Here is a 14893-nt window from a genome sequence, read left to right as displayed (position 1 = left end):
ACTTATAATTATTGAATTCTCCTTAATCACAATTAAAATTAAGAACTATAGGGTTTCTAGGTTCAAAATCTATATCGGTTCTATAGTCAATAACGTCAAAATTATGTTCTGGCCAAACAATATTGGTAGGGTTGCATGAATTGAAAACTATACAGTCGTTTATACTATTTCCACCGGTATTGGCCGTAGTTCCAAAAGCACCGAAAATTAGGGAGTTAGAGGTAGATTTTCCTCTGTTTTGACCAAGTTCGCCACATATAATCTGTTTGGCACGTATTCTTGTAAAACTTACATTTTTAGAGCCTTCTACAGATGAGACTACACCGTTGCCCATTTCTAAAAAATCTACATCCTCAACTATTCCTCCATAACCACCTCTTGCACCCTCGGTATTTTGGTCTTCAAATAGTACACCAACACCGGTAGGGCTGTTGTTGCCAACGATCAACCCTTTTTTTATCTGCTGCCCGCCACTTTTATAAATACTTACATTGTCTTCTGTCCAGGCAATATCGCGGTCGTTTATTATAGAGAAGTTTTCTAAGAGCCCGCCTATACACTTGTCATATTGTACTAATTGACCTCTAGGGAAAGGCCCTCTCATATTATGTCCCTCAATATATTTTAAAATAGAATTATCACATTGATTTAAGCGAATACCGGTAGAACCATCTTCAACTCTAACATTCGTAATTACAATATTTTGAGAACCTATTCCTTCTATACAATTTCTATCAGCATCTTCTAAGGGACCTTTTGCTGGTGCGTTAACGTATTTAATAGAGCAATTTTTTATCGTGAGATTATCTGCACTTGTAAATTTAATACCCATAAATTTCCCGGTATATTCAATAATGCAATTAGAAATTACTACTCCTGTGTAATTATTGATTTCAATACCGTGTTGGTTAGATGTTCTAATATAAAGGTTTTCTATTCGTTGGTTATTTGCACTTACTTTTATAGGTCCAGAATCTTGTAAATTAGAAGTACAAATATTACCAATAATGCTTGGTATTATTTTGTATGTTTCTTTAGTTCCATTTTCAGCAGTAACGGTATAAGTTCTTTCATGACTAAAATCTTGTGTTGCTTTAGAAGTGGGATTTACCGTAGACCCTGGTGATATTACTATGGTAGGTACTAATTTCTCAATAGGTATTAATAGAGGATCGAGCTCAACATACACTGTTTTTGTATTTTCATCAAGAGTACCAATAATATCTGTGGTCAAACCATTATTGTCAACAGAAAGAAAACTAAAATTCGTGATTTTTGCATTTGAGATGGCAATAGGTTCTTCAGCAGCTTCACCTATCTCTTTTAAAAGGTCGGTTTCAGAAGCACAAGAACTTAATTGTAACAAAGGGAATGTTAAAGATATAAAGAATAGAAGTGTGGCATTTATAGATGTAGGTCTGATCATATTTATCAAATATTCGGTAATGATTTTAGATCTTAAAATTCTGTAAGAGTTTTTTAGTTCGCAGTTAGTTTTTGTGCTTCATATAATTTAGGGGAATATGATTAGAACAAGAATTTAAAAGCTTTTAATTAAGGTTGTAAAGATAATTTTAAAATATTAAAGTACAGATTTTCAAATCTTTAAGATAAGTTAAATAATAATATAATTTAATCGACAACAGTTTTTGTAAGATTAGTAACACACATTAATGTAAAGAAACTTTATTTCTTGTAATATAATGCGCTGCAACCTACGCTATAACTATATTTTTCTGCATATCAACAGAAGAAATTTATGGTTGAAGGCGAAATAAATATATTTGTTTCAACAACCATTAACCCCCGATATAATTATAATAATTGTTTAAAAAAGTTCAAAATGTGTATTGATTTTCCATTTGAACAAAAATTGTAATTACGGTTTTTTTAGAAATTTATGATGCTTACTGAAGTTGACTCAAAGGTGGTATGCCTTGGTTATCCTATTTATAAATCTTCACTTGATGATTTGCCATTAAAATCTAAATTATTGGTAAGTACAATTAATCAATATTCATATTGTATAGCAGAAGAAGATATAGAATTTAAAAAAGCGTTATTGGGTAGCGATATTATTCTTCCCGACGGAATTGGTATTACATTAGCTGCAAAATGGTTAAATGGTACTTCCATTAAAAAAATTGCAGGTGCAGATTTTCATGAGTTTCAATTAAAACGGTTAAATGAAATATATGGATCTTGTTTTTACTTAGGGGCAAGCGGTGAAACTTTGGCTAATATTGAGTCTCGTTTAAAGATTGAATATCCAAATATTAGATTTGCTAGTTATGCGCCACCATTTAAACCCGTATTTACCGAAGAAGAGAATCTAAGTATGATCGAAGCGGTTAATAGTTTTAATCCAGATGTGCTGTTCGTAGGTATGACTGCTCCAAAACAAGAAAAATGGAGCCATGCAAATAAAAATCTTCTTGATGCTAGAATCATATGTTCTATTGGTGCGGTTTTTGATTTTTATGCAGGTACCGTAGAAAGACCAAATAAAATATGGAGAGATTTGGGCCTTGAGTGGTTGGGTCGTTTAGTAAAAGAACCCAAGCGAATGTCTAGACGTTATCTCTACTATGGTGTTGTCTATGCTGTACATTTAGTAAGGGTGAAGTTCTCTATGAGTAATAAATGAGGACTACATTTAATTAAAATAGTATTAGTAATCTATTTTATGAGCTATATTCTACTTTAAATAAGCAATAACAATTACTATTTCCCCTTTATAGGAATAAAAGCAAATGTTAAAATTTAAATTTAACATTTCTTAAAACTGTCATTTCTATTATAAATCATCAACTTTATTGAATTTTCGTTAGTTTTTTTGTTCTTTTTAGAAAAGATAGCAGAAAAGTAAATTTCAGTAGTCCCAATATGTTTTTTAAGCGTATAACTTAGACCAAGTTTGCTTTATTTTCGTTTATGAAATAGGTACTAAACTTATTTTAAACACTTAGACCCCATAAGCGTTTTATAATTTTTGATGAAATTAATTTTCTTTGTTTTACTGTTAATTGTTGCCAATTCTGTTTTTGGTCAAAATGTTGATGAAGTTTTAAATACTTCAGGGATAGAACAAACCAACTATTCTATTAATGCTGGAGGTGGAGTTGCAGTAGGACAGCAAGGAATTTACTCTTATTCAATAGGTCAGATTTTTGCTAGCCAAACTTTTAAGAAAGATGGACAGGTAAAGACTGGGGTTCAGCAGGGTATAGATTTTTTTAAGTTTTCAGGAAACGAAGCGTTAACTTTAAAAATATACCCAAATCCGGTAATAGATTTTATGAGGTTAAGCGTTGATAGTTTAATTTTTGATAATTTAAACTATCAGATTTTCAGTCTTGAAGGTAAACTAATGGCAAAAAATAATGTCAACGATAATGTGACTGAAATAGAGCTAAACTTTTTGTCAGAAGGCATTTATATTCTGTTGCTTAGTAATAACTCTGATTTGATTACTTCAGTTAAATTTATAAAAATTTAAAAATGAAATTATATCAATTTCTTATAGTGTTTTTTCTCAGTTTGGGCATATATGCCCAAATGCCCGAAAAAATTAGTTATCAGGCAATTATTCGTAATACTGATGGTGAAATTATAGGTAATTCAACTATTGGAATCAAAATATCAATACTCCAGCAATCCATGAATGGACAAGAGGTATATCAAGAATCACATTTACCTTTAACGAATGAAAACGGACTCATGACCTTACAAATCGGGATTGGAACAGTAATAAAAGGGACTTTCACTGATATTGATTGGTCGAATGGCCCTTTTTTTTTAGAGACTCAAATAGATTTAAATGGGGGTAATAATTATTCGATTACCGGTTTAACAGAACTTTTAAGTGTTCCATATGCACTTTATGCAAAAACTGCTGGTAATTTAACTATGGACAGCAATTACTTGGTGAAATCTCAGATTGTTTCTTTTGAAACAGATAGGGATATCAATGACTCAGATATTCTCAATACTTTAGAATGCACAAATTCTGCAACTTTGCGTATTACTTCTAATTTTGATCAAATGAAAGTTGGTGATTACATTAATTTAGAAGCACACAATGGTGCCTTGCTTAAGGTACAGGCCTTAGAAGGTGTTCAAGTAAATTACCAATTAAATGGCAATGCCACTTTTATCAGTAATGAGGGTAATGTTCGTTTTGGTCTACTTAGAAAGGTTGCCGCTAACTCTTATATCGTTTCTGGGCAATGAAAATATTTCAATTTTTCTTCTTTTTTACTTTGATTGTTAACGCTCAAAATTATCATTATGTAGTGGATAGTGCACAAACGATTGAGGAGCAGTATTATTTAGAAAAAAAGTCAAGAACCAGTGCAGGAGTATATAAAGGTGATGTTTTAATTAGAACTTTATGGAGTAACGTAGAAAAGGATAGGGGAACCTATACCGTAGAATGGGATGGGGTCGATGATAAAGGTTCATTCGTAGAACCCGGTAGCTATGTTATAAAGGTACTCTCTAATAATGTAGAATATGAGTGGGAAGGTGCTAAAATTGGTAACACTTCTGCTAATTTAACAGGTGAAAACAGATATCATGGTCTTAGTGGGTTCTTCAAATTTGTTGTAGTTAATGATATGATTTACTGGAGTAATGGATATAATGAACAGCGAACTGCGGCCAATAAAACTTCAATTTATAACACTCAAGTTACAAGTCCGGTTTTAGACAAAGGTGCAATTGTAAAATACATCTGTGCTGATGAATCTTATATATATTGGAGTGCACATGATGTTCATTCAAATAATTCCTTTGTTTTTGTAACGACTATTGAAAATGATGAAGAATATAATTATACCAAGGCAACTAACTTAGAGGTTTCTTATGGTAGAACATATAGCTCGGCATTGAATATTATTAATGGTGAAGACTCATATATAACAGGGATAGCTAAGAGTGGTAATTATTTGTTTATTGCACGTCAACTACAAAATACGATTGATGTTTTGGATATGGACCTAGGAGGTGATTTAGTACATACTATAACTTCAATTAATGCACCTAGAGAACTTATGACCGATATCAATGGCGGACTATGGATAATTACTGATGAAAAAAAAGTATCTCTTTATCAGATACTTCCAGATGGTAGTTTAGGACAAATATCTCGGCAGCTTGAAAATTTAGAAGAACCATTAACTATTGGTCTGAATCCAAATAATAATGAAATTGCAGTTTGTGATGGTGGTCAAAGACAGCAAGTGCGATTTTTTAATTCAGAAAATGGACAAGAAACCGAAGCTTTAGGTGATTTAGGAGGATATCTTAATGATCCTAAAGCATCTAATTTTAAGTTTTACTTTTCAGATTTAAAAAGTAAAAAATTTAATTCAGATATATATACAACGCAAGAAAATCATGCTTCCATAAGTTATCAAAATGATGGTTCTTTTTGGGTTTTAGATAGAGGTAATAATCGTATGATGCATTACGGGCAGAATAAAAATTTCATCAAAAAAATACAATATATTCCAGATTGGTTAATGCTATCTGTAGATAAAAATAATGCCAGCAGACTCTTTATTGATTATTTGGAATTTGAAATTGATTATTCTGAGGATGAAATAGATAAAAGTTGGAAATTAAAAAATAATTGGGGGTCTAAGGTCACTGATGAAAATGACAATTCTTTTGGTCGCATAAGAGAACCCGTAACACTTTCTAATGGGAAAACATACTTCTTGTTAACAGAAGGTTTCAATTTTGTAATAGCTGAATTGGCAGAAAATGGAGTAAGAGTAACAGATAAAGTATTGGAAGGTTTTAATTGGATTTGGTTAGCTAATGGTACATTGGTCTACGCAAACTCAGCAGAGTTAGGGAAAGAAGTTATTTGGGAAAAATATGAACTAAGTGGTTTTGATGTAAATAATGATCCTATTTTCAATAACGGTTCAATCTTGGCAAAACGCTCTAACGTAAGACAAGATGAACCTCTTTTTCGTTATGGCGGTTGGTTGAGTGTAGCATTAATAGATAATAATAAGCTTGTTACTTTTGATGGTAGACCAGAAGAAAACGGAATGGGAGGAGGATATCATTTAGGCTTATTGGATACCAATTCCAATGATTGGCTATTTCAAACATCAGATGCTACTGGAGTTAATTATAATGGTGATTACCCTTTAGATGGAAGGTTTGATACAGGAAACAAGGTTCATAATGCAGGAAGTAAGGCTATGGTTTTTGGAAAAAATATTCTATGGGGGTATTATGGTGAATTCTGGAAAGGTGGTTTTCAGACCAATCAATATGCTCATTATTGGGAAAATGGTCTGTTAGTTAATGTTTTTGGCACTAATTGGACCAAAAATACAAATGGTTTAGAGGTAACCAAAAATGGAGGTGCAGTTTTTACTCCTTTTGAAGGAATGGCTGGTAATGCTATTTCACCTAATTCAGTTGCTCACCCAACAGATTTAGATATAGGATATTTATATCACTCTGATGAATCTTGGCATAGCGGAATACATAGATGGAAAATATCTGGACTTAATAGTATAAAGGAACATACGCTTCATATTTCTTTTTGATGCCAATGTTAGAGTTCATGCTATTTAATTTCGTTTCCACCATTTTCTTTTCATAAAAGGTCTTTCAAGAATAGGGAATGCCAGTAGGCATATGAAGGTGGTAGAAATCAACATTAATATGGCTAATAATTCTCTATTAGGAACCAAAGGAATCAAAAAATGACCAGTAACAGAAATCACTTGAAAGTGGATTAAATATATAATATAACAAGCTCCACCAATAATTGTAAATAATTGGAAAGATAATATTTTCACAAAATAACCTTCTATAAGTACCCCATATAGAAATATGAATAATAAAATGGGCTGAAGTATTTCAACTACTAGATGATTTTCAAAAAATGCTAATCCGAAAAATAGAGCTAAACTTAACAATACCAGTATTTTACATAAGTCTGCGTAGGGTATTATCATTTTTTTTCTTGTTTCTAAAATCGCCAAAACTATACCGATTATAAACCAATGAAAAAAGCGAGTTAAAAATTGAATTTCATAGAGTTGCGAAAAAATAAAAGCAGCTAATGCTAGAAGTAGCCATTTCCAAATATCCCTTTTGGCAAGTAGGAATAAAAGAGGCAGTATAAGGTAGAAGACTACCTCAATCTCTAAAGACCATGTAACTACATTAATCAAATTAGTGTCAAAGTTGCTAGTATAAGTTAAGACACGAAATAAACTGTAGTTTTTTTCTGGGTCAAACCCATCTCTAAAACTTAAAAGAAAATAGAATATTAATGTTGTAATTAAAAAAGGGGGTTCTATTCGTTCAATTCTTCTGATTATATATTGTTTATAGCTGAATTTTTTTGATTTTAAAATTTGGGATGTCAACACAAATCCAGAAATACTAAAAAACAAGGGCACGCCAAAATGTCCCGTAAACCACACATCAGATAGAATGGAAGTTTTTTTCATGTACAGATTTAGAAAAGCATCTACATGAAATAATAGTACTGAAACTATTGCTATAAACCGTAAACCATCTATTTCTGGTCGGTATACCCCTCTAGATATTACTCTTTTAAATATACTTAAATTCATATGCTATATTTTTTGATTTCTAACTTCAACTAAGTTTTAAATCTCAATAATATTCAAAAATATCATTGATTTTATACCAATAAATTGCGAAGAAAATATTGTTTAATTGGATTTAATGTAATAAGTACTAGGTGTTTATAATCGTTGAAAAGTATTTAAAATCCAGTCTTAAAAAAATATCACAAATCTTTTAGGAATTTATAATGTGTTATTCTAGAATTAAATAATTTTGATTTTTTCCGCAATTTAATTGATATTTCTATTTACAAAATCTTCCATAATATTATCTAATGATAAAAAGCGGCTTGCATAAGTATGGGCATTTTTCTTAAAACAGGGTATCGTCTCGTTATTAATTAAATATTTGATTCCTTCAATTAAGGCATTCGGGTCTTCTGGCTTAACTAAAAGTCCCATGTCATGTGTATTGACTAATCTATAAAGATCAGATTCTTCATTGGCTGTAATTAAAGCGACCCCACCAACAGATAAAATAGTAGTTAATTTTGATGGCATTACAAGATTACTTGCATCTGCTTTCTGTATAACCAAATGAACATCTGCCATGTTTAAGAAATCATTAAAAACGTTTTTAGGTTGCAGGGGTAAGAATGTAATATTATTCAATCCCATCATTTTAGATTTTTTTTTCAAAACCAATTGATAAGGTCCAGAACCGCAAATTATAAATTTTACTTTTTGGTTGTTTACTAGTTCCTTGGCAGCTGTTAATACGATTTCTAAACCTTGCTTCTCACCAATAGCTCCTGAATAAACGAGTACTTTGTCCTCTTTATGAAAACCAAATTGGCTTTTTAAATTCTCTTTATTTGAAACAGGATAAAAAAGATTGTTGTCTGTCCAATTCGGAAAGTAGAATACTTGGTTTTTACATTTTTTCTCAATCTGATCGATCATGCTAAGCGAAATACTGCTAATAACATCTGAGTTTTTAAAAATAAAAAATTCTATTTTGAAAAGGATTTTCACCAAAAATTTAGATTTAATAAGACCTAGTTTGGTGGCGGCCTCAATTTGAAGGTCTTGAACGTGATGAATATGTTTGGCCCTTTTTATTAACTTATAAAAAACGCCTAATACCCCTGCCAAAAACGTAGGTGCAACTGAAATTACGACATCTCTTTTTTCTTTAAAGGTGAAACCTAAGACTAATATCAAGGCTGAACAAAAGAAAGTGAAGTCAGCTATAATACGTTTAAGCCCTGTAGGATTGTGAGGTACGAACATAGGGCAACGGTATACTGTAATAGGCGTTTTTTTTGCACCTGCATTTACAATTTCCTTCGTATACCAAAATCTTCTTTTACGGTATGGTTGCTGCACTTTCCATTGAGGGTAATAAGGATAGCTGGTAATTACTGAACATTGATGTCCTTTTTTAGACAACCACTCCATCATTTCACCACTATACTTTCCAATGCCCGTTAACTCAGGAGAATAATTGTAACCTATTAAAAGAATTTTTTTTCCTGACATATTATTTTTTTATCAAATTGTTTTTAGAGTTCGTTGGGGGAGAAGTCATAAACAAACTCTTAAAATTTAAAACTTTTGTGCATAAAATATTTAAGAGAATTAAGCAGTTAAAATGATTCAATTAGCTATAAATATTTCATTTTACTGAATATGAGTCTCCTATTAAAGCAACCAAGATGTTCTAATTGCCTTTGGTGTTCTCAGATATAGCACTCAACTTATAGGTGAAATAGGAAGGATATTCAAAATATATGAAATAGTTGATTACATATTTTTATTTGAAATGACACTGTGTGTTTTCTTGTTTAAGACCAACGTTGTTTGCTAAATTGGTCAGGAAATACATGGGTTACTAGGTTGTTACCAACGGTTTTGGTAACAACCGATCCAACTGTTATTACTGTGTCTATTCCAATCGTTACTCCGGGACCTATAAAACAGCTAGCGCCTATCCAACATCCGTCTTTTAATGTTATTGGTCCGTTTCTATAGGGCATGCTAATATCTTTATAATCATGATTGCCACCGCATAGAAAACTTCTTTGAGAAATACAGACGTTATTTCCAATACTAAGATTTTCAAAATTCAATAAGAAAACTTCTTCACCTATCCATACATGATTGCCAATAGTTAATTTCCAAGGAAAATGAATGTTGACCCTTGGTTTTATAACTACCCCTTCTCCAACTTTTGCTCCAAATCTTTTAAGGATGAAAATTTTGAAAGAATTTGGATAAGGAATAGCTGTAAGAAAGAAAAATACTTTTACTACATACCAAAACACTTCTTTCAACTTACTTGACCCACGATCTAGCCCTTTAGAGGAATCAAAAGCTTTTAATAATACTTTAGAATTAGATTGCCCCATTTTCAATAGCTTTTAAGTACTGTTTAGACGCATGAGTCATCGTGAAATTTTCTTTATAAACTATATAGGCATCATTTTTCATTTCTTGTAATTCTATATTAGATAATGACACAAACTTTTTTAAGGATTCTGCTGTTGCCAATTGTGTGTCTTCCGAGACTATGCCCGCTTTTCCTTTTTGTATTTCGCGCCAAATATTTACTTTATTAGAAATGAGAACAGGACAATGGCACGCTAAGGCTTCAACTACCGCAATTCCAAAATTTTCTTGATGACTAGGTAATATAAATGAAGCGGCTCCATAAAAAGCAGCCCATTTTTCTGGACCAGTAATCATACCAATAAATAGTACGTTATTTTTTAAATTGCTATTTTCTTTTACAAGGTTATAAATACTCTTTCCAAATTCCTCTTCTAAACCAGGACCGGCAAGTACTAATTTTGGTAGATTAACATGCTCATTTAAACAGTCAGAATAAGCATTCATAAGGTTAATCAAGCCTTTTTTTGGGTGTAATCGGCTAATAAATAAAATATATTTTTCATCTGGTAATAGACCATTACGTTTTCTGAAATTAGCTATATCATTTTTATTTAATGCAGGAGGTGGTAGTATACCATACCCAATGTTTATTTCCTTTTTAGGGGCATACCCAGAAAAAGTTGTTCTTGCTAGAAGTAACTCTTCTTCACAAGTAAAAAAAAGACCATCGGTACTATTCACTGTTTTTTGTTCTATAAACTTCCAAAAAAATAAATTTCTGATTGCTTTTAATTTACGGTCAGGTGCTTTTTGAAAATAGGGATCCATCATTCCATGAGTCATAATATAGAATTTTGGAGTTTTTTTATTTTGTGACTTTAAGGTTTCTATTGCATTTCTTACGGCGTAACCATTATACTGCCAAAGTCCATGAACTATTACGGCGTCATAAGTAGTTAAATTTTTGATTAACCATTTTTTTAAATGTTTTGAATAGCCCCAAGAAGTTCTTTTGTCGCCTAAAGGAATAACCTTGAATTTGTCCATACCCAAATATTCAGAATCTGGGTCATCTAGACATAATACATGATTGGTCGTAGTAACTGGGTTTAAATCACCTATGCTATTTCTTATACCTTGACACATTCCACCGTATACGGGATCCATGCTTGTAATAACGTTAAGTAATTTTATCATACTGTACCTTAATATTTTTCTTATTATTCTGTGGTAATTATTTTGGAATAAATTTCTTCTACCGCTTCTAACATTTTTTTTTGTTTAAAACGTTCTACATTTTCAATGCCCTGCAAAACATTTTTTTTGTGCGTTATGGGGTTTAATGAAAGTACATCATTTACGATACCTGCAGATTCTAATGCCCAATTAGAATTATTTAAATTCAAAGGACGTTTAGGTATGTAAAAACCTGCCTGTCCACCCACTTCGGTCATGGGGGGCTCATTGGTCGTAACAACTAGACAACCAGAAGCCATGGCTTCTGCAATTGGCCAACCAAACCCCTCATCTAAAGAAGGAAATAAGAGTAATGATGCCCCAGAATACAAATTTTTGACCATTTCATCTGAACATTCAGATAAGGAATGAATGTCTTTTTGAAAAGGAGATGAAACTATTAGGTTCAATAATTCATTATTCGGTTCGGTACCAACTAAAAGTAATGGTTTCGTTATATTGAAATGAGTTCTAAGTTCGTTGTATATCTCTACAACACCAATTCTGTTTTTGTACCATTGATTTCCGCCTACATGTAAAATATAACCATCCAAAAAGGCTATCCCTGTTTCCTTCGCTACTTTAATTCTAGTGTCATCTATTTTTTGCGGAGCAAAATCTCTATTCATTGCATTATAGACTACTTCAGAAACAGCTGGTGTAAAGTTCAATAATTTATGTAAATCTGATTGTGTTTTTTTCGATACGGAAATGAAGTTGTTGCCTTTGGTGTATCCCTTTTTAATTATCTTTTGGTACAACTTTCCGGTAAATCCTGTAAGATTTTCATCTATACCCTCAAAAGCTGAACGTTGTGCTAAAAAATCATGACAATGAATAACATGATTCCTATTTGAAACCAAAGGAACCCAAGGACCTAATGCATTATCTGTAAAAACAAATAAGGTATTTTTATCTACAGATTTTAATCTTTGTTTTACTACAATTGGGAAAACTATAAACTGATCGATGTATCCCAGCCATTTTTTTAAGGTTTCAGTTGCCGGAAGCTTATGAAAATTTGGTTTTGGAGTCCAAACTTCTACCTGATGCCCCTTTTTCTTCATGCCATTAACTAGCATATTGGCGAAACGTGGCATGCTTTGATGACCTAAAAATCTAGGATGCGTAAAAAATATAATATTCATTTAAAAATTTAGCTTTGTATTCAGAGATCTTCTTTATTGTTAAAAGAAGCAATCAGTATACCGGTAGAGAATGTAGCAAAACCTAGTGTTGTAATTTGTCCCCATTGCCCATTTGGTATAATTGTAAGGCAAAAACTTAAAAGTAGCCAAGGTAGCATGTTCCCTATTCTGAGCCTTTTATACGAGGCGATTGTTAATTGAATGCTTAGGCCAATTCTTATGAAAATCATCACTAAACCCAACAAAAGACCAGATTCACCAATAAGCCTTGCCCATTCATCTTCGGCATAGATCAACATTACTTTATCTCCTGTTAAGAGTTTACCACCGGCATTGGTTCCTATACCAATTCCATGACCAAAAAACGGATTATCCGCAGTACCTGTTACAGCGTTTACCATACCCCCTAAATAACGATCAATAATAGTACCACTTACTCCTCCTTCATATTTTGTTGCTCCTTCAAAACGAGATGTAAAGGCTTCTAAAGGTGTTGCTAAAAAACCTGTATTTATTAAAATCATAAATAAAGCAACGAACCCCGCAAATCCAAAGATTATTTTAGGTATGTATTTAGATTTATGAAATGCTGCAATTACCATAAAAAAAACAGTAATTATTGTTTGATACAAAAGTGTGCGACTTATAGAAAAAGGAATAGCTGCTAATAATCCTAAAGTTGCTAGAATTAATATGTAGCGATTAATTTCTTGTTGTTTAAACCAAAAGTACATTATAAAGCAAGCAGCAACACCATAAAATTGAGTTAGCCCAGATATAAATGAAAATGTACCTGGAGGTCTATAAAAACCTAATGCACCTGAAAAACCAGCACCTTCTAAATCACCTCCTAATCCTCTATTTACCCATGCAGTTTGAGGGCTGTAAAATTGCAGAATCATAAGCATAGTCATCGGTATTGCTATCCAAATAAACACCCTGCCCATTTTTATTACATCCTTATAATTTAGAACATTACCAATGACAAATATGAGGGGAAATTGGATCAGTAGTATTCTAGCGCCGTAGATGCTTACACCTAAATTGCCATGTCCTACCAGAAAGGTAGTGGCTACTGCTATAGTAGTAATAAAAACTGTGGATACGATGTAAATATTTAATTTTAAAAATCCATTTTTTAAAGCCATTAAAATTAGAAGTAATGCTAATGGATCACGAATTAGTGCCAGGGGTCCAGATAAAAAAGGTAGGAACCATTTTCTTAAAGCTCCCTCAAATAGCAATAGAAAAAGATAGGTCCAAATACCTATTTTTATTAACCTTTCGGTATTTTGATTACTATTTATGTAATTTGAATCTGTCATTTACTATGTGCCTAATGGCTAAACTATAACTGTATTTTAGAATTATAAAAGTGGTCTTAAGTTTTTTATAATGGTATTGAAATCATAATCATCTATAATAGATTTAGAAGATGTGGACCAAGATAATTGATTCTTCAGCAAAATTTCATTGAGCTTTATAGTTAAAGCGTCAACATCACCTGTTTTAAATACATACCCATTATTACCTTCTTTAACTAAATCGTTAGAACAACCTGTAAGGTCAGAAAGTAGTAAAGGAAGGTCAAAATTCATAGCTTCATTTACAGATAGGCCCCAGTTTTCTCCTAATGATGAACACATTACAAATACATTACCGATAGCATAGTACTCTGCTATTTTTGATTGATTTACAAATCCGGTTAAGATAACTTGTTTAAGGGAATGCTGCATAATATAAGCCTCCATTGTGGCTCTTAATTCACCTTCACCCACCATGATAAGCCAACAATTTGGACTGTTTAAATTTTTGAAGGCTTGTAATAAATCAAGTGGTCTTTTTTTTTCAATATATTTTCCTGAGAATATAATTATTTTATCACCTGCAGGTATTCCCATAGTATGCTTTATTTCGGAAATTTTAGGGCTTAATAATTTATATTGTTCCCCAAATCTTTCATTGTCGACCGCATATGGGCATGATACTAATCTTGTATCATCAATATTATAACTTTTATAAAAAAGCTTGTTCTGGTATCCTATATAAAAGAATTTATTAACTCTGGGAAAAAGAAAATATTTTAAGCCAATTTTTTTTATTTTTTGTTTCCAACCTTGCTTATAGAACTCGTGACTTAATGGCATATCATTTCTTAAACAGATGGTATGCCCTCGTAATTTTCCTAGCATTAAAACCATGAAGTGTGTAAAATAGTTCCAACCATGTACAACTATTACAGCTTTAGGTTCACGAAATAATTGAATTAGAACTCCAAGATTGATTAGGCCAAAAAAGCCATTGAATATTGATGGTTTCCATGAACTATTTTTAAAAAAACGATAATGATAACCTTTTAAAAGCGGAATGTCCCAAGTTATATTGACCCCAAATTCTTTATCAAACCCTCCTTTTATAGAATCATCTGAACAATACCAAGCCTCGGTTTTTACGCCTTTCTCGTTCATGAATTTGTACATCGGCGCAAAGTATTGGATGGGATGTGAATTTAAAAAAATAACTTTTTTCAATGTTATAGGTTTC

General features: G+C 32.0%; 12 protein-coding genes. 4 read left to right on the top strand and 8 right to left on the bottom strand.

Annotated elements, in window-relative coordinates; translation table 11 throughout:
- Positions 1-22: 22 nt before the first annotated feature.
- Positions 23-1426 carry a right-handed parallel beta-helix repeat-containing protein gene (locus P178_RS0104715; RefSeq protein WP_027065132.1) on the bottom strand — a complete coding sequence of 468 codons (1404 nt, stop codon included), beginning with the start codon at positions 1424-1426 and terminating at the stop codon, positions 23-25.
- 474 nt (positions 1427-1900) lie between these two features.
- On the opposite strand from P178_RS0104715, the gene P178_RS0104710 reads away from it, so the two are divergent.
- From P178_RS0104710 to P178_RS0104695, 4 genes are all read left to right on the top strand, one after another.
- A complete protein-coding gene (locus tag P178_RS0104710) occupies positions 1901-2647 on the top strand; it encodes a WecB/TagA/CpsF family glycosyltransferase (protein WP_051638172.1) in 747 nt (248 codons plus the stop codon).
- A gap of 348 nt (positions 2648-2995) precedes the next feature.
- Entirely contained in the window at positions 2996-3499 is a 504-nt protein-coding gene (locus P178_RS0104705; protein ID WP_027065130.1) for a T9SS type A sorting domain-containing protein, read from the top strand.
- A 2-nt stretch (positions 3500-3501) separates the two neighbouring features.
- Entirely contained in the window at positions 3502-4233 is a 732-nt protein-coding gene (locus P178_RS22560) for a hypothetical protein (RefSeq protein ID WP_051638171.1), read from the top strand.
- Positions 4230-6575 carry a hypothetical protein gene (locus P178_RS0104695; RefSeq protein WP_027065129.1) on the top strand — a complete coding sequence of 782 codons (2346 nt, stop codon included), beginning with the start codon at positions 4230-4232 and terminating at the stop codon, positions 6573-6575. The genes P178_RS22560 and P178_RS0104695 overlap by 4 nt, the downstream gene beginning before the upstream one ends.
- A gap of 24 nt (positions 6576-6599) precedes the next feature.
- On the opposite strand, the gene P178_RS0104690 is transcribed toward P178_RS0104695, so the two are convergent.
- The 7 genes from P178_RS0104690 to P178_RS0104660 all read right to left on the bottom strand — a co-directional run bounded on the left by P178_RS0104690 (position 6600) and on the right by P178_RS0104660 (position 14817).
- Complete coding sequence (locus P178_RS0104690) at positions 6600-7616, bottom strand: acyltransferase family protein (protein WP_027065128.1); 1017 nt, start codon at positions 7614-7616, stop codon at positions 6600-6602.
- Between the two features lie 246 nt (positions 7617-7862).
- Positions 7863-9113 carry a WcaI family glycosyltransferase gene (locus P178_RS0104685; protein ID WP_027065127.1) on the bottom strand — a complete coding sequence of 417 codons (1251 nt, stop codon included), beginning with the start codon at positions 9111-9113 and terminating at the stop codon, positions 7863-7865.
- A 305-nt stretch (positions 9114-9418) separates the two neighbouring features.
- A complete protein-coding gene (locus P178_RS21450; RefSeq protein WP_051638170.1) occupies positions 9419-9982 on the bottom strand; it encodes a WcaF family extracellular polysaccharide biosynthesis acetyltransferase in 564 nt (187 codons plus the stop codon).
- On the bottom strand, positions 9969-11162 hold the full coding sequence (locus P178_RS0104675) for a glycosyltransferase (protein ID WP_231500503.1): 1194 nt from the start codon (positions 11160-11162) through the stop codon (positions 9969-9971). The genes P178_RS21450 and P178_RS0104675 overlap by 14 nt, the downstream gene beginning before the upstream one ends.
- A gap of 23 nt (positions 11163-11185) precedes the next feature.
- Positions 11186-12349 carry a glycosyltransferase gene (locus P178_RS0104670; RefSeq protein WP_027065125.1) on the bottom strand — a complete coding sequence of 388 codons (1164 nt, stop codon included), beginning with the start codon at positions 12347-12349 and terminating at the stop codon, positions 11186-11188.
- 20 nt (positions 12350-12369) lie between these two features.
- Positions 12370-13674, bottom strand: coding sequence for a hypothetical protein (locus P178_RS0104665; RefSeq protein ID WP_051638168.1), 1305 nt, complete (start codon positions 13672-13674; stop codon positions 12370-12372).
- 42 nt (positions 13675-13716) lie between these two features.
- Positions 13717-14817: a glycosyltransferase gene (locus P178_RS0104660; protein WP_027065123.1), complete on the bottom strand. Its 1101-nt coding sequence runs from the start codon at positions 14815-14817 to the stop codon at positions 13717-13719.
- Between the last annotated feature and the right edge of the window lie 76 nt (positions 14818-14893).

The organism is Maribacter sp. Hel_I_7 (genome assembly GCF_000688315.1).
GTDB lineage: Bacteria > Bacteroidota > Bacteroidia > Flavobacteriales > Flavobacteriaceae > Maribacter > Maribacter stanieri.
Note: the sequence above shows the minus strand (reverse complement) of the source record. Positions and strands in the feature narration are given on the sequence as shown.